The sequence below is a fragment of the Nocardiopsis listeri genome, assembly GCF_020741345.1.
Lineage (GTDB): Bacteria > Actinomycetota > Actinomycetes > Streptosporangiales > Streptosporangiaceae > Nocardiopsis > Nocardiopsis listeri_A.
The window spans coordinates 1-18,223 of the sequence record NZ_DYZD01000463.1 but is presented as its reverse complement, the minus strand read 5'-3'; the positions used below and the strand labels follow the sequence as shown (position 1 = coordinate 18,223).

Genomic DNA, 18,223 nt, shown 5'->3' with positions numbered 1-18,223 from the left:
CCACCGCCGCACGTACCGGCTCGGCCATCAGTTCAGGGTGGTCCAGCGCGGGCACCCACTCGATCCGCTCCGTCATGACCGCTCCCCACTCGCGTTCCGCACCGTGCGGCACCATGATGCCGCACGGCCGGTAGTGGAAAAGGCCGCACCCGGCAGTTGGGCGCTCGTATTCCGAAGTCGTCCGCCCTCTCGGGGCGCACGTCGGGGAGCACGCCCGCAGCAAGGTCGCCCTCGACTTTGCGAAGGTGGAGGCCGACACGTTGGTGGGACGGCTCGGATGGAGGAGACCACGCTCGTGGACATCGAGGCCGACCCTGGTGTCGTATTCATGGCCAGGGGGTGTCTGATGCCACCGATTCGGTTGGCGGTCTTTGGTCCGCCGTCGGCTCAGTCCGCCTGCCGCGTGTGCCGCCCCAGGATCGCCTCGGCGAGCTCCCCGAGCCCCTCGGCACGGTAGCCGGGCCACCCGTGCACCGCGTCCAGGTACGGGGCAGGGATGGCCGAACGCCCCCACCGGGCCCCGACCAACGCCCCGGCGATGGCGGCCACGGTGTCGGTGTCGTCGCCGATGCGCACCGCCGCCATGACCGGGGCGAAATAGCGGTCGGGCGAGGACTCGTCCACGGGGTTGTGGACGATCGCCGACCAGGCCGCCTGCAAGGCCGACACCACGAAACCATTGGGGGCGAAGGTGGCCGGAGGCTCCTCCTCCGCCTGAACCAGCCATGCCTCCCACATCCCGCGCACCGACGAGGGCAGCAGGTCCAGCCCGTCACGCACCCCGTCGTGGGTGCCGTGCACGATCGCGTGCCGTACGGCCTCGCACCACAGCACACACGCCTGGGCTGCCAACGGGTCGCCGTGGGTGAGGTGGCTGTAGCGGGCGGCGCTCTCCGCCAACCCCTCGCGGTCGTTCAGATGGGCCAGGGCCAGTGGAGCCGTGCGCATCAGAGAACCGTTGCCCGCACACCGCTCCCCCGCCTCGAACATCCGATCGGAACGGCCGGTCATGACCTCGGCGGCGCCGCCCCCGTGTTCGGTGAGGGACCGATCGGTGTCCTCCAGGATCCGAGCCGTCTGCGCACCGACGTCGGAGGCGCCCCCACGGAACCAGGTCAGGAACCCCCGGGCGGTCTGCTCCAGCGCCTGCGGGGAGCAGGGTTCGTCATGATCGCGGAGAGCCTCGGCGACGCACACCGCCATCTGCGTGTCGTCGGAATACTCGCCCGGCTCGTACGGCCCCAGGCCGCCGCCGACCATCTCGGGTGTCCGATCCTCGCCCAGACGAGGAGCGAATTCGTAGGGGACGCCCAGGGCGTCGCCGCACGCGGCGCCCAGCAGGGCACCGGCGGCGCGGTCGAGCATGGTGGAGGGGGTCACTACACCTCACAGGGGCGGAGGAAGGGTCGGAGGCACCACAATAGCGCCGGATGATCGTCCATGTTCGGCCTGATCCAAGGCGATATGTGAGGGTTCGGCACCGTACAATCCGACACATGACCCCCGGCCCCCACACCGGTCTCACACTGCGAGGCCGTGTGCTCATCGGTGACCGCCTCCGCGGCGACGGAACGGTGTCCGTGTACTCCGCCACCGACGCCGACCTCCCCGTCACGGTGACCCTCCTCGACCCGGAGGCCGCCGCCGACCCCGCGACCACGCAGGCCTTCCTCGGCCGCGCACGGTCCCTCGCCGACGCCGACACCCCAGGCCTGGCACGGGTTCTGGACCAAGGCGCGGACGACGACCTCGTGTACATGGTCACCGAACACCTCCCGGGCCGGACCATCGCCCAGGTGCTCGAAGGGGGAGAACGAGGGCTCCGATACGCTCCGCATGCCGCCCTGACGATCGTCACCGGCGTGCTCACCGCGCTCGACGAGGCCCACGACCAGGGCGTCGTCCACGGTGGACTCGGCCCGCGGAGCGTGGTCCTGGACGGTGAGGGCCGGGTGATGGTCACCGGCTTGCGGATGCTCGGCATCGAGGGGGTCACCCCGCGCACCGACGTCCACGCCGTCGGCGGTCTGCTCCAGACCCTGTTGACGGGCTCGCTCCGGTTCGACGGCGACACCGTACCGAACCCCTCCTCACTGGTCCCCGGCCTGTCACCGGACCTGGACGAGCTCGTCGCCAACGCGACCGAGACCAACCCGAGGCACCGGCCGCGCGATGCCGGTCAGTACCGCGCCATGGTCGAACAGGTCGTGCGGTCCCTGCCCGGACCGGACGGCGACACCGGGCCGGGCACGGAACCGATCCCGGTGGTCGAGCCCGCGACCGGATCCACGGCGGAACGCCCCGTGCCCCTGTGGCGCCGAGCCCCGTTCCTCGCGATCGCGGGTGTCCTGGTTCTGGTGCTCTTCGCCGCCGGCCGGGCCCTGGTGCCCGACGACACCGCCGAACTGCCCGACCTCGTCGGCTACACCACGGCGATGGCCGAAGTGGAGCTCGAAGCCCTGGAACTGGGGCTGGACCACTCCTACGACGAGACCTACAGCGACGAGGCCCAGCCGGGTGAGGTCGCGGCGACCGACCCCACCGCCGGGACGGAACTGGGCAAGGGCGAAACGATCCTGCTGTCGGTGTCCATCGGGGCGCGGTACGTGGAGGTGCCCGACGTGGTGGGAGGCACCGAGTCGGAGGCCCGTGGCCTTCTGCGGGACGCCGGGTTCGGCGAGGTCGAGGTGGTCCGGGAACACTCCGGCGACCACGACCCCGGCACCGTCCTGTCCACCACCCCCGAGGCGGGCGAGGACGGCGACCGCGAGGAGGGGATCACCCTCCACGTCAACGAGGGTGTCATCGTGCCCACCCTGATCGACATGACGCGGGACGAGGCGTTCGACGCCCTCGAATCACTGGAGCTGACCGCCACCGTGGTGGAGGCGGCCGCCGAGACCGTCTCCGAGGGGCGGGTCGCCGCCCAGAACCCGGAACCGGGGACGGTCCTCCCCGAGGACGGCGAGGTCACCCTCACGGTCTCCACCGGCCCGGAAGAGGTCGAGGAGACCGAGGAAGAGGAGATCGAGGATGAGGAGGCCGGCTCCGACCCCGAAGAGGAATCGGACGAGGAGGAACCGGAAGCGCCCGCCGAGTGCTCCGCCGCGGCCTGGGACTCGGGATCCACCTATGACACCGGCGACCGTGTCCAGTACGAAGGGCGTGTGTACGAGGCCCGCCGGTGGACGCTGGCCATCCCACCGAACGTCGGTGGAGAGTTGAGCGCCTGGGTCGACCAAGGCCCCTGCTGATCGGTGGTGCCCGCGACCCTCGGAGGGAACTTCGGCTCTGTGGGCATTCGCTACACCGGTTCGCGTCCGAATGTATGCCTCGGCTACATGTGAAACCGATCACCACGGATCTAACTTCGGGATGGCACCCCTCATCCCCCGGTGGGTCGCGCCGCGACCAACGGCGGGTGCCGACTGGAGGAAGAACATGCGAAAGACCCCTCTGGCCGCCGGAGCCATCGCGGCCGCTCTCACCATGACCGCCTGCGGCAGTCCTGGCGACGCCGCCGGCGTCGACGGCGAAGGGCCGATCAAGGTCGGCATCGTCTACTCGTCGACCGGTCCGTTGGCCACCTATGGCGAGCAGTACCGGGAGGGCTTCGAAGCGGGCCTCGACCACGCCACCAACGACACCCGGGAGATCGAGGGACGCCAGATCGAGGTCACCTACCTCGACGACGCCGGCGAACCCGACAAGGCCGTCTCCGCGGCCCGCGAGCTCATCGGTGAGGGCCACGGCATCATCGCCGGCTCGACCGCTTCGGGCATCGCCGTGCAGGTCGCCCCCCTGGCCGAACAGAACGACGTCCTGTTCATCTCCGGGGCCGCCGCCACCGACGCCGTCACCGGGATCAACGACAACACCTTCCGCTCCGGTCGCCAGACCTACCAGGACATCCTCGCCGCAGCCAGCTTCATGGACGATCCCGACGGCTCCGACGTCGTCGTCTTCGCCCAGCAGAACGCCTTCGGCCAGGACAACGTCGGTGCCGCGACCGAGGTCCTCGAAGCCGAGGGCGCCAACGTCGACAGCGTCCTGGCCCCACCGGACACCACCGACCTCACCCCCTTCGCCGAGCAGGTCAACCAGGCCGACCCCGACCTGGTCTTCGTCGCCTGGGCGGGCGAGACCGCCTCCGCCATGTGGCAGTCCCTCGACCAGCAGGGCATCCTCGACTCCACCGAGGTCGTCACCGGGCTCGACATCAAGCCCTCCTACCCGATCTTCGGCGCGGCGGGCGATCGCATCTCCTTCCTGTCCCACTACTTCGACGGGGCCTCCGACACCGAGATCGCGCAGATCCTCAAGGAGACCATCGAGGCCGACGGCGGCGAGGTCGACCTGTTCACCCCCGACGGCTTCACCGCCGCGCAGATGGTCGTACAGGCGGCCACCGCCGGCGACGAGACCGCCGACCGCGTCGACGCCCTGTCCGGTTGGACCTTCGACGGCGTCAAGGGCGAAATCCACATCCGGTCCGAGGACCACGCCCTCATCCAGCCGATGTACCAGGTCGAGCTGGTCGGCGAAGGAGACGACGCCCACCCCGAACTCGTCGCGGAGATCCCCGCCGCCGACGTCGAACCCGCGATCGCGGAGTAGCCATGAGCACCCACACCCCACTGTCGGGCGCGACCACCGTGCCCGACACCTTCACGCCCGTCCTGGAGCTGCGGACCCTGAGCTGGTCCGTGGGCGGCGCCGTCATCGTCGACGACATCACCATGTCCGTCGAGGAAGGCGGGTTCGTCGCCCTCATCGGCCCCAACGGGGCGGGAAAGACCTCTCTGTTCAACCTGGTCAGCGGCCTCACCAAGCCCACGGCCGGAACGATCCGGCTGGCGGGCGAGGACATCACCCGTCACGCGCCCCATCGCCGGGCACGCCTGGGCATGGGCCGTACCTTCCAGACCTCCAGTGTCTTCACCGACCTCACCGTCGGCGCCAACGTCGGCCTGGCCGTCCAGGCCCGCACGGGGGAGTCCCGCCGCTTCTGGCGCCTGGCCACCCCCGCCGGCGGGGAGGAGGCCGCCCGCGCCCTGGACCTGGTCCGACTCTCCCACCGCGTCGACCACCTCGCCGGAGACCTCTCCCACGGCGACAAGCGCAAACTCGAACTGGCTCTCCTCCTGGCCCGCGGGCCTCGGCTCATCCTCCTCGACGAACCCATGGCCGGGGTCAGCGCCGGAGAGATCGGCGAACTCACCGACGTCATCCAGGACGTGCACCGCGAACAGGGATGCACGGTCCTCATGGTCGAACACCACATGGAGGTGCTCCTCGACATGGCCGACCGCCTGGCCGTCATGCACCACGGCGCCCTTCTCACCTACGCCGAGCCCGAGACCGCCATGGCCGACCCCGACGTCCAGGCCGCCTACCTCGGGGACGGCGCGTGAGCGCGCCCGCGCCGCTCCTGGAAGCGGACGACCTGCACGTGTGGATCGAAGGATCGCACATCCTCCAGGGGGTGTCCTTCTCCGTGCCCGAACACGGCGTCACCTCGGTCCTGGGCCGCAACGGGGTCGGCAAGACCACCACGGTCAAGGCGCTCCTGGGCCTGGTGCCGCGCACCGGCAGGGTCGTCTTCGACGGCGCCGACATCACCGAACGACCCACCCACGCGATCGTCACCAAGGGCATCGGCTACGTCCCCGAGGAACGCGGGATCTTCGCCGCCCTCACCGTCGCCGAGAACCTCCGCCTGGCCGAACGACGCCCGGGCGAACCGCGCTACGACCTCGTCCACGACCTCTTCCCGGAACTGCGCAAGAGGGCGAACCAGCCGGCGGGCACCCTCTCCGGAGGCCAACAGCAGATGCTCGCCATCGGGCGTGCCCTGCTCAACGACAACCGGTTGCTCATCGTCGACGAACCGACCAAGGGCCTGGCGCCCCGGATCGTCCGCGAGGTCGCCGACGCCGTCGCCACCGCCGCCGAGAGCGTTCCCGTGCTGCTCGTGGAACAGAACCTCTCCCTGGTCCGCCGTGTCGCCGACCAGGCCGTGGTGATCGACGCCGGAAGCGTCATCCACACCGGCCCCGCACCGGAGCTCCTCGACGACGCCGAACGCGTCCGCTCCCTCCTCGGCGTGGCACGGACCGCCACCGACGACCCCACGGACAGGCGGGTGGACACCACATGAGCACCGTCGTACTCCTCATCGTCACCGGGCTCGGACTCGGTGCCCTGTACTTCCTCATCGCCTCGGGCCTGTCCCTGATCTTCGGCCTGATGGACGTCCTCAACTTCGCCCACGGCGCGTTCCTGGCGATCGGCGCGTACGGCACCTGGTGGGCCGCCCAGTACCTGCCCGGCGCCGGTCCGGACGGGGTGGGCTTCCTGCTGGCCATGGTCTTCGGCGTGGCGGCCGGAACTCTCGCCGCCGTCATGGTCGAACTGTGCGTGATCCGGCCGCTGTACGGCAGACACCGCGAACAGATCCTCGCCACCGTCGGTCTGAGTCTGGCCGTTCCCGCGCTCATCCAGGCGATCTGGGGCGCCGACCCGCGCACCTTCCCCAAACCGGAACTGGTGTCGGGCACGCTCTCGTTGCTGGGCGTCAACGTGCCCAAGGATCGCTACCTGCTGATCCTGGCCGCGATCGTGGTGTTCGTCGCCCTGTGGCTGTTCAACTCCCGCACTCGCTATGGGCTCATCGTCCGCGCGGGTGTGCAGGACCGGGCCATGGTCACCGCCCTCGGCATCGACGTGCGCAAGTCCTTCACCCTGGTGTTCGCGATCGGTGGGGCCGCCGCCGCGCTGGCCGGATCCCTTGGCGGCCTCTACTTCGGCGTGGTCACACCCACCCAGGGGATGTCGCTGCTGATCTTCGCGTTCATCGTGGTCGTGATCGGCGGCACCACCTCGCTGACCGGCTGCGCGATCGCCTCGGTGACCGTCGGCCTCATCCAACAGTTCGCCAACTACTACACCGTCGCCGGCCTCGGTGACATCGCCGTGGTCGCCGTGCTGGCCGCGGTCCTGCTCACCAGACAGGGCGGTCTGACCGCGAAGAAGTCCGCGGAGAGGGTGGCATGATGACCGACACCGACATGGCCGTCCGTGAGACCACCGGCTCCCCGAAGGGGCCCGAGACCTCCGACGCGCGGCGACGCCGTTCCCTGCCCTGGTGGGCGGTGCCCGCCGTGGTCCTCGTGGTGGCGCTGTCCCTGCCCTTCTCCACCCTTCACGTCCCCGGGTTGTTCGAAGGCGCCCTCAACAGCCCGTCCACCCTGCACCTGCTCGCTCTGTGCCTGGTCTTCGGTGGTCTGGCCACCAGTTACGACCTGCTCTACGGGCGGGTGGGGCTGCTGTCCTTCGGACACGCCCTCTACTTCGCCTGTGGCGCCTACGTCGCCGCGCTGCTCATGTCGATCCTGGAGCTGCCACTGCTGTGGGCGGCCGTGATCTCGGTGACCGGCGGTACCCTCCTGGCCCTACTGCTCGGCGCGGTGTCACTGCGGGTCAACGGCATCGCGTTGGCCATGGTCACCCTCGCCTTCGCGGAGGCCGGGTCCATCCTCATCTCGCGTGACCCCGGTCGTTGGACCGGCGGTGAGGAGGGGCGCTCCCTCAACACGGAGGCGGTCCCCGACGCGTTCGTGGGCGTGGTCAACACCGTCAACCTGTACTGGGTGGCCGTCGGCTACCTGGTCGTCGTCCTGGGCGTGGTGTGGTGGCTGTGCGCCTCGCCGGTGGGCCGTGTCTGGCAGGGCATCCGCGCGAACGAACAGCGCGTCGCGGTCCTGGGCATCAACCCCTACCCCTACAAGCTGGTGGCCTTCACCGTCGGAGGTGGCCTGGCCTCCCTCGGCGGCGTGGCCTACCTCCTGGTCAACGGTGGGGTCACCCCCGGCATCACCACCGCCGAGTTCACCCTCACCCTCTTGGTGATGGTCGCCCTGGGCGGCGCGGGCACCCGATGGGGACCCCTGCTCGGAGCGGCCCTGTACACCTACGCCGAACATCGGCTCTTGCAGTCGGGAGGGGCCTTCGACGCCCTGCCGGCCTGGATCGGCGCCCCGCTCTCCCAACCACTGTTCATCCTCGGCACCCTCTTCGTCCTGATGGTGTTCTTCTTCCCCGGTGGCCTCGTCGCCCTCCCGGGACGGATCAGGGCCGCCGTCCGTGACCGACGTACCGAACGCACACGAAAGGCGGACCACGCGTGACCACACCCTCCCGTGTCGACGGGGACGAACGCACCGTCCCCGTCATCGGGGGCGACCTGACCGTGACGACCTGGGGCTCCGGCCCCGGGGTCCCGGTCCTGGCCGTCCACGGAATCACCGCCAACGGTTACTCGTTCGCCCGTACCGCGGCCGAACTGGCGGAGCTCGGGGGACCCCCGCTCATCGCCCCGGACCTGCGAGGTCGGGGCGCCGGCGGGCATCTTCCCGGACCGCACGGACTGGCGGCCCACGTCGACGACCTCCTCGCCGTACTCGACAGCCGCGGGGTACGGCGCACCGTGGTCGTCGGCCACTCCATGGGCGCGTTCGTCGCCGCCCTGCTGGCCGTACGTCACCCCGAGCGGGTGTCCGGTCTGCTCCTGGTGGACGGCGGTTTCGGCCTGCCCGTGCCTCCCGGTACCGACATCGAGGCCGTCATCGGCCCGGCGATGGGCCGCCTGCGTATGACCTTCGAATCACCCGACGCCTACCGGGACTTCTGGAAGAAGCACCCGGCCTTCGCCGGGCGCTGGAACACCTGGGTGGACGACTACGTCCTGCGCGACCTCGTCGGCGAACCACCGAGACAGCGGTCGGCCTGCGATGAGCAGGCCGTGCGGATCGACGGAGCCCAGGTCGTTTCCGATGAGGAGGTACTCGGCGCGATCCATCGCCTGACCTGCCCGGCCCACCTGCTGTGGACCGCGCGCGGCCTCATGGACCAGAGCCCCGGCCTGTACACGTCCGAACGGCTCGCCGGGCTCCCCGAATCCGTGCGCACCACGGAACTGCCCGAGGACAACCACTACAGTCCGCTGTTCTCCTCAAGCGCCACCCTGGTCGCCGAGCAGGTCCACGCCCTTGTCGAGGAGACCGTGCAGGTGCAGGGCGAGCTGTAGCTCCAAAGCGCGGTCGGGACGCTGCCAGTCCGTTCCGATCAGCTGCCCGATCCGTTCCAGGCGCTGAGCCACGGTGTTCACGTGGATGTGCAGGTCGTCCTTGGCGCGGGACAGGTTGCCCCCGGCCGCGAAATAGGCCCCCAGGGTCTCCACGAGCAGTGTGCTCCGCCGCTCGTCGTACTCCAGCAGTGGCCCCAGGGTCGCGGAGACGAACCCGGACACGTCCCGGTTCTGGCTGAGCAACAGACCGGAGAACCCCAGGTCCTCGATGGTCGCGGAGTCACCCTCCCGGCCCAACGCCCGCAGTGTCTGCAGGCAACGGACCGCCTCGGTGAACGTGTCCAGGAACGTCCCTAGCCCGTCGGTGGGCCCGGCCAGACCGGCCGTCACCGGACCGTTGGCGGCGGCGGACAACTCCGCGCACACCCGCCGACCCACCTCGGACGGATCCGACCCGGCAAGCGCCAACACCAGCCGACCACCCCGGCTCGTCGCCAGCCCACCCGTGGTCTCGGCCACGAACGACGCAGCCGATCGCAGTCGATGCGGATCGGCCCCCACGGCCTCGGCCACCACCAGCACGTGCGGCGCGTCCAGGTCGGCCTGCAACAACGCCGCCCGCTGACGCAGCGACACCGGATCGCGTGCCGGCACCTCCAACAGCTCGTTGAGCAGGTCGCCGCGGACCCGGTGCTCGGTCTCGCTCACCGAACGTCGGATGAGCAGCAGCAGGGCCGTCACCATGGCGGCCCGCTCCAGCACCCGCTGATCCGTGCCGTCCAACTCCACGCCGCGCAGCACGAGCGTGCCCAGAGGTTCGCCTCCCGCGGCCGCGGCCGCCACCCACGTGTCGTCCACGGCCACCGCGCGGCCGCTCGCCAAGGAGGAACGCACCGCCTCGGCCACCTCGGCGTCCCCCTCCACCAAGGGGTCGCCGCCCGGGGAGGGGTCGTTCACCTCACCCGAGGGCGAGGCGGTCACCGACACCTCCGAGGTCCGGTCGTGGATGCGCACCGAACCGCCCAGCACCTCGGCGACCGCGGCCGCGACCTCGCGCACCCCGCCACCGCCCAGCACCAGGTCGGTGAACCTGTCGTGCGCCGCGGCCGAGCGTTCCACCGACGCGGTGTGCCGCTGCAACCTCTCGTTGACCGTGTGCAGCTCGTCCAGGGCCCGCCGGGTGTCGTCGATCAGGTTCGCGTTGTCGATCGCGATCGCAGCGTGGGTGGCCAGTGACGACAGCAACGCCACCTCGGAGTGCGCGAAGGGCCGCTCCCGCCGATTCGCGGCGAGCAGTACCCCCACACCACGCCCGTTCATCTTCAACGGCACGCCCAGGATCGCCACCAGGCCCTCCTCGCGCACCGCGTGGTCGATGTTCTCCGCGTGCTCGAACCGGGGGTCGGTGAAGTAGTTCGCGGTCACGTACGGCAGGCCGGTGGTGGCGACCAGACCACCCAGCCCCTTGCCCGGAGCCAACCGCACCTGCTGGAAGACGGCCGACACCGAACCCGAGGTCACCCGCATGTAGGTGTCCCCCGCCTCCGCGTCGCTCAGGGTCAGGTAGGCCACATCCGTGCTCAGCAGGTGTCGGGCCCGCTCCACGATGGCCTGCAGCACCTGGTCCAGGCTCCGCATCCCCGCCAGGTCGTTGGCGGTCTCGAACAACGCGCTCAGTTCGGACTCACGGCGTTGCCGGTCGCGCAGGACCGACCGCACCCGCAGTGCCGCGAACTTGGCCTCCTCCAACGCCGCGACCGTGTCCGCGTCCGCGCCACCCGAACGCGCGCGAAGCACCGGCCGCTCGTACTCCACGGCCGGTGCGTCGCGCAACAGTAGATCCAGGAAGAACGCCTGATACCCGGCGTCCGCCGAGCCATTCCCGCGAGGGGGTTCCGGGGTGGTGTTCAGCTCGCGCTCCAAGCTCCGTCGACGGGGAGCGACGCTCCGTTGATGAACGAGGCGTCGTCACTGCACAGGTAGGCGACCAGTTCGGCCACCTCCGCGGGTTCGATCAGGCGTTTCACGGGAGTCCGGGCCAACAGCACCTCGGACACCACACGCTCCTCGGGGATGCCGTGCGCCGCGGCCTGATCGGTGATCTGCTTCTCCACCAGGGTGGTTCGCACGTAACCGGGGTTGACGCAGTTCGACGTCACCCCCTGCTCGGCGCCCTCCAGGGCGATCACCTTGGAGAGCCCCTCCAAGCCGTGCTTGGCGGCGACGTAGGCCGACTTGTAGGCGGAGGCGCGCAGCCCGTGCACGGAGGAGACGTTGACGACCCGGCCCCAACCGTGTTGGTACATGTGGGGAAGCGAGCCCCGCACCACACGGAACGGGGCCTCCAGCATCAGACGCAGGATCAGCGAGAAGCGATCCGGGGGGAAGTCCTGCACGGGTGCGACCGTCTGCACTCCGGCGTTGTTGACCACGATGTCCGCGCCGCGCGCCGCCTCCTCCGCGGATTCCAGGTCGGTCAGGTCCAGTTCGACGGCCTCGCCCACGCCCTCTTCTTCCAGAGCGGCGAGCGCGGGACCGTCGACGTCGACCAGGCGTACGGAGGCTCCGGCGACGGACAGTCTGCGGGCGCAGGCCAGGCCGATACCACCGGCGGCGCCGGTCACCAGCGCGGTCCTGCCGGTGAGGTCGACCTGGGCGGTGTGGGGGGAAACCTCTGTCGTCATGTCAGCAAACTAGGGCGGGGTGGGACCACGGGGGATAGCTCTGATGGACACACCCCCGGGATGGGACATGTGGTGATCCGCCATGGGTGAGGGGCGTCCTGTGGAGTTCCCACCCGAACAGCCTAGGTGATCGGGGTCTCGCGCACATGTTGCACGGGTCACAGGCCTCCTAGGCTTCGAGCCGAGTTCGGCCGAACCATCCCCGCCGATCGACCCCCGGAGCCGCACATGCACCCCCAGAGCAGTCCACCTCCGTCAGCCCCCACCCGGCACCTGCCGCCGATCGCCGCCCTGGCCGCGGCCTTCCTGCTGGTCGCCGCGACGATCATCACCCTGGCCCCACGGGCCTCCGCCGCGACCCTGGACCCGGTGCCCTCCTTCGGCAGCGACCCCGGCGCCCTCGCCATGTACGAGTACGTCCCCGACGACCTCCCCGCCGGGGCGCCCGCGGTCGTGCTCCTGCACGGGTGCGCCCAGGACGCCACCGCCTATCACCAGCACTCCGGATGGGCGGAACAGGCCGACGCCTCCGGGTTCGCCCTCGTCTACGCCGAACAGAACAGCGCCAACAACGCCACGAGCTGTTTCAACTGGTTCGAACCCGGCGACGTGGCCCGCGACTCCGGTGAGGCCCGGTCCATCCGCTCGATGGTGGAGCACGCCGTCGACGCGCACGCACTGGACGCGGATCGCGTGTACGTCTCCGGGCTGTCCGCGGGCGGTGCCATGGCGGCCGAACTCCTCGCCGCCTACCCGGACGTGTTCGCCGGCGGAAGCATCGTCGCGGGCGTCCCCGTCGGCTGCGCCACCGGCATGGTCGACGCCTTCACCTGTATGAACCCGGGTAAGGACCGCACGCCCGAACAGTGGGGCGACGAGATCCGCGCCAAGCTCCCGGACGGGGCCGACCTGCCCCGGGTAGCGGTCTGGCACGGTACCTCCGACACCACCGTCGCCCCCGCCAACGGGGACGCCTCGGTGGTCCAGTGGTCGAACGCGGGCGGTGTGCCCACCGAGCCGGACACCACCGAGCAACTGCCCGGATCCACCACGGCCTCGTATTACGGCGGCGGACCCGACGACGCGGCGGTCGCCCACTACTCCGTGTCCGGCATGGGCCACGGAACACCGGTCGACCCCGGATCGGGTTGCGGCACCATCGGCGCCTACTTCCTCGACTCGGTCTGCTCCAGCGGATACACGGCGCAGTTCTGGGGGATCGACGGCGGGGCCGGACCCACCGACCCGCCCACGGAGGAGCCGACCGACCCGCCCTCGGGTGAGTGCGTCACCGCGAGCAACTACGCCCACGTCACCGACGGGCGCGCGGTGCACCGTTCCGGCATGGCCTACGCGGTCGGCTCCGACGACCCGCTCGGTCTGTGGAACCCGGCGGTCACGACCTCCCTCACCGAGACCTCGCCGGGGCATTGGGAGCACACCGTCGACGGGTGCTGACCGAAAGACGCGGGGCGGGCGGGCCGATCGGCCCACCCGCCCCGCTCCATTCCCCTCCCGGCGGTAGGAGAACGGGCACGACCCCCGTGGTGCCCGTCTTCCGCTCCTCCCCCTCAGGTCTCCTCGGCGACGCGGGCCTCACCCGCGAGCACGTTGGCGGTCAGCCTGCGCAGCGCGAGCCTGGTCGCCTCGAACTCCTCGTCCGGGAGATCGATGACCCGCCCGATCGCCTCGGGGATGCCTCGGGTGCGGGCACGCAGGGCGCGGCCCTCTTCGGTGAGAGTGGCCCGCACCGAACGCTCGTCGCCGGGGTCACGGTCCCGACGGAGCAGACCGTTGGTCTCCAGACGCTTGAGCAGGGGGGTGAGGGTTCCGTAGTCGAGTTGGAGCACCGCGCCGATCTCCTTGACCGAGCACCCTCCCCGTTCCCACAACAGCATCATTACGAGGTACTGCGGGTAGGTCAGACCGAGCGGATCGAGCAACGGGCGGTACAGGTTGGTGACAGCACGGGACGCCGCGTACAGCGCGAAGCACATTTGCTCGTCGACTGGCGGGAGTTCGAAGTCGCCCAGGGGGGCGGGGGATCGGTCGGGCATCGCTCAACATCGTAGTAACCACGCACCCGATGTCAAAGCCCACAATTACCTTGTGTGAAAGGTAAACGGGTCAAGGGGGCCGGAACGCGTTCGCGAACCGGCCCCCCGCCCGCAGGAGCGGTCAGGTGTCCTCGGGCGGACGAGTACCGGTCGGAAGCCGTCGCTTGAGCACCTTCCCGGTGGCGTTGCGCGGCAGTTCCTCCAGCACGATCACGTCACGCGGGACGGAGAAACGCCCCACCAGCTCCCGAACGTGCATGCGGATCCCGTTCGGATCCACAGACCGACCCTCGTAGGGCACCACGTACGCCGCGAACCGCTGCCCGAACTCCTCGTCCGGAACCCCGGTCACCACGACCTCGCGCACCGAGGGCAGTGTCACGATCGCCTCCTCCACGGGCCGGGGAAAGACGTTCTCACCACCCGAGACGATCATGTCGTCGTCACGCCCGGCCACGTGCAACAGGCCGTGCCCGTCCACGTAGCCCCGGTCACCGGTCTCCATCAGACCGTCGGCCACCCGCTTGTGCTTCCCGTTCGTGTACCCGTCGAAGAGCATGTCGTTGCCGACGAAGATCGCGCCCTTCGACCCCTGGGGGACCTCCTGCCCCCGTTCGTCAAGGATCGCGATCCGCGTACCGAGCGGCGGCCGCCCCGCGGTGGTCGGAGACAACCGCAGGTCCTCAGGGGTCGCGATGGTCGCCCACGACACCTCGGTGGACCCGTACAGGTTGTAGATGACGTCTCCGAAAGCGTCCATGAAGTCGCTGATCAGTTGCGGGCTCATCGCCGAACCACTGCAGGCCACGATCCGCAGCGACGAGGTGTCGTACTTCTCGCGTGTCGACCGGGGCAGGTCCATGATCCGCCGAAGCATCACCGGGACCGCGAACAAAGCCGTGCACCGCTGCTCCTGAACGGTCCGCAGCACGTCCTCCGGTTCGAACAACCGGCGCATCACCAAGGTCGACCGCATCGACATGCCCAGCTGGACACCGGCCAGCCCCCAGGTGTGGAAGATCGGAGCCGACACCAGGATCCGGTCCTTGGAGTTCAGCGGGATCCGCGACAGCACCGAGGCCGCGTCCTGCGGTCCCTTCGGGGTCGGGCGCCGCGCGCCCTTCGGGGCCCCCGTGGTCCCCGAGGTCAACACGATCAACCGGCCCGGCTTCTCGGGCGGGGCGGGGTCGGGATCGGCGGGCTCCTCGACCTCGGTCGGGATCCGCGGACCCGGCACGGTGGTCTCCCCCCACGACGTCACACGCGGGATCTCCGGGGGCAGCCCCTTGTACAACTCCTCGAAGTCCGAATCCGCGATGAGCAACGACACCTCGTTGCGTTCGATCACGTCCATCAACGGGCCGGCGGCCAACCCGGTGTTCAACAGGACGGCGTCCGCGCCCAGACGTCCACAGGCCACGGCCGCCTGCACCATCCCGGCGTGGTTGCGGCACAGGATCCCCACCCGGGACCCGGGGCGCACCCCCAGGCGCTTCAGCTCGTGGACGAGCTGCCTGGCCAACCGGTTCATCCGACCGAAGGTCGTCACCCCGGAGTCGTCGATCACGGAGACCTGGTCCGGGACACGCTCGCCCGCGGCCGCGTAACCGCCGGCGATGGTCGCCCCCCAGGTCCTGAGTTGACGTAGCTGGCGGACGATCCTGTCCGGGCGGCCGGCGGAGAAGACCCCGGCCCTGACGAGTACGGACACCACCTTGAAGGTGCGGTTCAGTTTGGACTGGGTGGCCGGGCCACCGGCTGAGGACGGCATTCGGTCTCCGGGGGAGTACGGGGACGGGCGAAGCGGTCCGCGCCCTCCGCGGAGCCTTCGCCTCTTGACTCCACGGGGTACTGCGAAGGTAGGCGAGATGACCACGGGTTTCTTCGTCGCGGAGTGAGTGACTACCGACGCGTGGTTGTCACCGGGTGAGCCCCGGGGCCTTCGCGGAAGGACCCCGGGGCCGCGATCATCAGCCGTTCACGGTGATGGGCGTCGCCGGTTCGTCGACGTTGGTCACCTCGTAGGTGGCGGTGAACACGGCCTCGTCACCGCCGGGGCAGACGGCGTCCCCCTCCACCACGACAGGGGCCGTGGTGTCGAAGTCCAACGTGGACACGGGGTCGCCGTTGGTCCAGGTGCCACCGATCGCGACGTCGGCGTCCGGGCTCACCGTGGCGGTGCACGAGGCCAGACCGCTCGTGGTCACCACGATGCCGCCCGCCGGGACCAGCATCGTCCCGGTCGAGGGCTCCCCGAACTGCATCGCCATCTCCCACGTCGGGTCGGCGACGGTGACCTCGGCGTCGACGAGCGGCATGTTCGTCTCGCAGTCCTCGAAACCGGGCGCGGAGATGGTTCCGGAGACCGGACCGTCGGGGTCGGTGTTGTCCGGCGCCTCGGGGACCAGGTTGGTGCCCTCCTCGGGGGAGGAGACGGAGACCGAACAGGTGATGACCGTCCCGCCCGCGTCGAAGGTGGCGGAACCGGTCAGGGCCGCCTCGAAGGCGGCGCCGGCGGGCTCCACCGTGGTCGGGCCCTGTTGTGCGGCGAAGGCGGGTGCGCCCCAGGCCAGGGCGAGAACCCCGGCGGAGCAGGCGGCGAGAGCGATGGAGCTGCGGGATCTCGGTTGCGGAACCGACATGAGTACTCCTTGCTGAGTGACGGCCGGACGGCATGCTCGGAGGACGTCCGGCGGCAGTTCGGGAAGTTCGCGCCGACGTAGGTAGAGGGGCTTTCCGGTGGACGACCGGGGACGGAGCCGCGTGGCGGGCGGACCGAGCGTTCCCGGAGTTCTGTGGGGGTCAGTCGTTCCGGGACGGTTCCAGGGACGCCGCCGCCTGCTTCTTCCTGCGGCGACGTCCGCGTTCACGCCGTGGTGGTCGTGCGACGGGCCGCCAGGCGAAGGCGAGCCCACCTCCGACCAGGGCCAACAGGGTGCCGACGACCAGACCGCCGAGGTTGGACAGGACGAGCGCGCCCAAGGCGATGAACCCGGCGAAACCGCCGGTGATCACATGCTGGTTCGGGGTGAACCAGGTGACCAGCCCGAGGACCGCCAACATGCCGCTGAAGATCAGGGTGGAGACCGCCCCGATGCCGAGATGGAGCATCAACTCCACCGGCAACCGGGCGACCAGGACCATCTCCACCGCCGCGAGGATCATCAACAGCCCGGCCGCGAAGGGGCGCCGTTTGCGCCAGCGCGACCAGGCGGTCCACAGGCGCCGGACGGGGGTCAAAAGCACTCGTCGTCCCCCAGGGAGACACCGAGGCTCAGGTTGTGGAGGCGGAAGGTGCCGGCCGATGCGGCCCGTGCGGTCTGCTCCAGGTCCTCGATGACGATGCTGTCGGACTGCATCCCGAACAGGGAGGGGTGTCCCTGGCCGCGGCCAAGGCCCTCGGGGCCCTTGTCCAGGGTGGAGGCGTCCCGACCGATCTCGATGTCGTCGAACTCGGCGTTGCCGTCCATCTGGTCCATGTCGATGATCAGGTCGGAGGCCTGGACCGGGGTGCCATCGTCACCGGCGGTCAACATCAACGAGACGTTCCCGATCAGCGGGAACTCGGAGGTCAGGACCGACTGGCACAGGCCCACGATCTCGGCCTCGCGGATACCGGCCACCGCCGAGGGGGAGGGCTCGCCGCGAACCGTCGCGTTGACCCAGCCGAACTGGGCGAACCCGGTACCGGTCATCTCGTCGGCGGAGATCTTGAACTCCTGGCTGGAGATGCTGAACGTGGCCGCGAGCGCGCCACCGGCCATGGCCACCAGGATGCCGCCGATCGCGGCGCCCGCGGGGATGGAGAAGAGGGCGAACCTCCGCCGGCTGGTGTGACTCCCGGGGGCCGGAGAGTCCTCGGGGGATGTGGGTTCCATGCATGTCCTTCCAACGGTGCATGGCCGCGCTGCGCCCTGCCGTTCCCCCGAACCTTCGGCACGCGACCTGGTCTGAGCCGATCATGTGCCGGCCTTCGCAGAATTACAAGACCGGTTCGGAGAATTGATCGGCGGTCGATGTTGTCGGAAGAAAATGATCTTGGTTGGCGTTCGTATGGATATTATGAGCCTCTGACCTGCCAAGATCTCGGAAAACTGCTGGTGGGAATCAAGGTGATCCAGGTCTGATCGAAGGAATGGGGGAAGGGTCTTCTATTTGTCCTTAAGTGAGCGTCGGTGGGGGTGACATTCATCAGTTCGGTGAGTGGTTCGGGTGTCGTGGGTGATGGGGCCGAAAGAGGAACGCGCGTGCGCGCGCGAGGGGGGTGTCGGATTCGGGCCCTGGGGGACGAACGGCGCGTGTGGGTCGAAGCGGATCGTCGACGTGGGATCGGGTGACCGGCGACACAGGGGCTCCGGTTTGCTCGGTGTGCGGAGTGCGGGTAGTGTTCTCCA

The 18,223-nt window shown here is 69.8% G+C and carries 16 protein-coding genes; 8 read left to right on the top strand and 8 right to left on the bottom strand.

What is annotated here, in order from left to right; translation table 11 throughout:
- Positions 1 to 387: 387 nt before the first annotated feature.
- Positions 388 to 1,365, bottom strand: a complete 978-nt coding sequence (locus tag K8V84_RS25065) for an ADP-ribosylglycohydrolase family protein (protein ID WP_304079209.1) — start codon at positions 1,363 to 1,365, stop codon at positions 388 to 390.
- A 131-nt stretch (positions 1,366 to 1,496) separates the two neighbouring features.
- Here K8V84_RS25065 and K8V84_RS25060 point away from each other — a divergent pair, with 131 nt between their 5' ends.
- The 7 genes from K8V84_RS25060 (at position 1,497) to K8V84_RS25030 (ending at position 9,088) form a co-directional block, all read left to right on the top strand.
- The gene (locus K8V84_RS25060) at positions 1,497 to 3,254 is read left to right on the top strand and encodes a PASTA domain-containing protein (RefSeq protein WP_304079207.1); all 1,758 of its coding nucleotides are present in this window, start codon (positions 1,497 to 1,499) and stop codon (positions 3,252 to 3,254) included.
- 187 nt (positions 3,255 to 3,441) lie between these two features.
- Complete coding sequence (locus K8V84_RS25055) at positions 3,442 to 4,617, top strand: substrate-binding domain-containing protein (RefSeq protein ID WP_304079204.1); 1,176 nt, start codon at positions 3,442 to 3,444, stop codon at positions 4,615 to 4,617.
- Positions 4,618 to 4,619: 2 nt separating this feature from the next.
- A complete protein-coding gene (locus tag K8V84_RS25050) occupies positions 4,620 to 5,414 on the top strand; it encodes an ABC transporter ATP-binding protein (RefSeq protein WP_304079202.1) in 795 nt (264 codons plus the stop codon).
- Positions 5,411 to 6,160 carry an ABC transporter ATP-binding protein gene (locus K8V84_RS25045; protein ID WP_304079199.1) on the top strand — a complete coding sequence of 250 codons (750 nt, stop codon included), beginning with the start codon at positions 5,411 to 5,413 and terminating at the stop codon, positions 6,158 to 6,160. Before K8V84_RS25050 ends, K8V84_RS25045 begins: the two co-directional genes overlap by 4 nt.
- Positions 6,157 to 7,056, top strand: coding sequence for a branched-chain amino acid ABC transporter permease (locus K8V84_RS25040; protein ID WP_304079197.1), 900 nt, complete (start codon positions 6,157 to 6,159; stop codon positions 7,054 to 7,056). The genes K8V84_RS25045 and K8V84_RS25040 overlap by 4 nt, the downstream gene beginning before the upstream one ends.
- Positions 7,056 to 8,189, top strand: a complete 1,134-nt coding sequence (locus K8V84_RS25035) for a branched-chain amino acid ABC transporter permease (protein WP_304079195.1) — start codon at positions 7,056 to 7,058, stop codon at positions 8,187 to 8,189. Before K8V84_RS25040 ends, K8V84_RS25035 begins: the two co-directional genes overlap by 1 nt.
- Positions 8,186 to 9,088, top strand: a complete 903-nt coding sequence (locus K8V84_RS25030; protein ID WP_304079193.1) for an alpha/beta hydrolase — start codon at positions 8,186 to 8,188, stop codon at positions 9,086 to 9,088. Before K8V84_RS25035 ends, K8V84_RS25030 begins: the two co-directional genes overlap by 4 nt.
- Here K8V84_RS25030 and K8V84_RS25025 read toward each other — a convergent pair.
- On the bottom strand, positions 9,014 to 11,011 hold the full coding sequence (locus K8V84_RS25025; RefSeq protein ID WP_304079191.1) for a helix-turn-helix domain-containing protein: 1,998 nt from the start codon (positions 11,009 to 11,011) through the stop codon (positions 9,014 to 9,016). The genes K8V84_RS25030 and K8V84_RS25025 overlap by 75 nt on opposite strands.
- Positions 10,996 to 11,772 (bottom strand): 3-hydroxybutyrate dehydrogenase, encoded by a 777-nt coding sequence (locus K8V84_RS25020; RefSeq protein WP_304079189.1) that lies wholly within the window; start codon positions 11,770 to 11,772, stop codon positions 10,996 to 10,998. Before K8V84_RS25020 ends, K8V84_RS25025 begins: the two co-directional genes overlap by 16 nt.
- A gap of 228 nt (positions 11,773 to 12,000) precedes the next feature.
- Between K8V84_RS25020 and K8V84_RS25015 the strand changes: the two genes are divergently transcribed.
- Positions 12,001 to 13,230 (top strand): PHB depolymerase family esterase, encoded by a 1,230-nt coding sequence (locus K8V84_RS25015; RefSeq protein ID WP_304079187.1) that lies wholly within the window; start codon positions 12,001 to 12,003, stop codon positions 13,228 to 13,230.
- Positions 13,231 to 13,343: 113 nt separating this feature from the next.
- On the opposite strand, the gene K8V84_RS25010 is transcribed toward K8V84_RS25015, so the two are convergent.
- From K8V84_RS25010 to K8V84_RS24990, 5 genes are all read right to left on the bottom strand, one after another.
- Complete coding sequence (locus K8V84_RS25010; protein ID WP_304079185.1) at positions 13,344 to 13,829, bottom strand: MarR family winged helix-turn-helix transcriptional regulator; 486 nt, start codon at positions 13,827 to 13,829, stop codon at positions 13,344 to 13,346.
- A gap of 121 nt (positions 13,830 to 13,950) precedes the next feature.
- On the bottom strand, positions 13,951 to 15,600 hold the full coding sequence (locus tag K8V84_RS25005; RefSeq protein WP_304079184.1) for an AMP-binding protein: 1,650 nt from the start codon (positions 15,598 to 15,600) through the stop codon (positions 13,951 to 13,953).
- A 199-nt stretch (positions 15,601 to 15,799) separates the two neighbouring features.
- Positions 15,800 to 16,471: a hypothetical protein gene (locus K8V84_RS25000; RefSeq protein WP_304079182.1), complete on the bottom strand. Its 672-nt coding sequence runs from the start codon at positions 16,469 to 16,471 to the stop codon at positions 15,800 to 15,802.
- A gap of 160 nt (positions 16,472 to 16,631) precedes the next feature.
- The gene (locus K8V84_RS24995) at positions 16,632 to 17,075 is read right to left on the bottom strand and encodes a DUF6114 domain-containing protein (RefSeq protein WP_304079181.1); all 444 of its coding nucleotides are present in this window, start codon (positions 17,073 to 17,075) and stop codon (positions 16,632 to 16,634) included.
- Positions 17,066 to 17,707 carry a DUF6230 family protein gene (locus K8V84_RS24990; RefSeq protein WP_304079180.1) on the bottom strand — a complete coding sequence of 214 codons (642 nt, stop codon included), beginning with the start codon at positions 17,705 to 17,707 and terminating at the stop codon, positions 17,066 to 17,068. The genes K8V84_RS24995 and K8V84_RS24990 overlap by 10 nt, the downstream gene beginning before the upstream one ends.
- Positions 17,708 to 18,223: the final 516 nt, after the last annotated feature.

What these genes read in the sequence shown, in the direction of transcription:
- K8V84_RS25065 (WP_304079209.1), bottom strand. Translation starts at nt 1,365, where the DNA reads ATGCTCGACCGCGCCGCCGGTGCCCTGCTGGGCGCCGCGTGCGGCGAC.
- K8V84_RS25060 (WP_304079207.1), top strand. Translation starts at nt 1,497, where the DNA reads ATGACCCCCGGCCCCCACACCGGTCTCACACTGCGAGGCCGTGTGCTC.
- K8V84_RS25055 (WP_304079204.1), top strand. Translation starts at nt 3,442, where the DNA reads ATGCGAAAGACCCCTCTGGCCGCCGGAGCCATCGCGGCCGCTCTCACC.
- K8V84_RS25050 (WP_304079202.1), top strand. Translation starts at nt 4,620, where the DNA reads ATGAGCACCCACACCCCACTGTCGGGCGCGACCACCGTGCCCGACACC.
- K8V84_RS25040 (WP_304079197.1), top strand. Translation starts at nt 6,157, where the DNA reads ATGAGCACCGTCGTACTCCTCATCGTCACCGGGCTCGGACTCGGTGCC.
- K8V84_RS25035 (WP_304079195.1), top strand. Translation starts at nt 7,056, where the DNA reads ATGACCGACACCGACATGGCCGTCCGTGAGACCACCGGCTCCCCGAAG.
- K8V84_RS25020 (WP_304079189.1), bottom strand. Translation starts at nt 11,772, where the DNA reads ATGACGACAGAGGTTTCCCCCCACACCGCCCAGGTCGACCTCACCGGC.
- K8V84_RS25015 (WP_304079187.1), top strand. Translation starts at nt 12,001, where the DNA reads ATGCACCCCCAGAGCAGTCCACCTCCGTCAGCCCCCACCCGGCACCTG.
- K8V84_RS25010 (WP_304079185.1), bottom strand. Translation starts at nt 13,829, where the DNA reads ATGCCCGACCGATCCCCCGCCCCCCTGGGCGACTTCGAACTCCCGCCA.
- K8V84_RS25005 (WP_304079184.1), bottom strand. Translation starts at nt 15,600, where the DNA reads ATGCCGTCCTCAGCCGGTGGCCCGGCCACCCAGTCCAAACTGAACCGC.
- K8V84_RS25000 (WP_304079182.1), bottom strand. Translation starts at nt 16,471, where the DNA reads ATGTCGGTTCCGCAACCGAGATCCCGCAGCTCCATCGCTCTCGCCGCC.
- K8V84_RS24990 (WP_304079180.1), bottom strand. Translation starts at nt 17,707, where the DNA reads ATGGAACCCACATCCCCCGAGGACTCTCCGGCCCCCGGGAGTCACACC.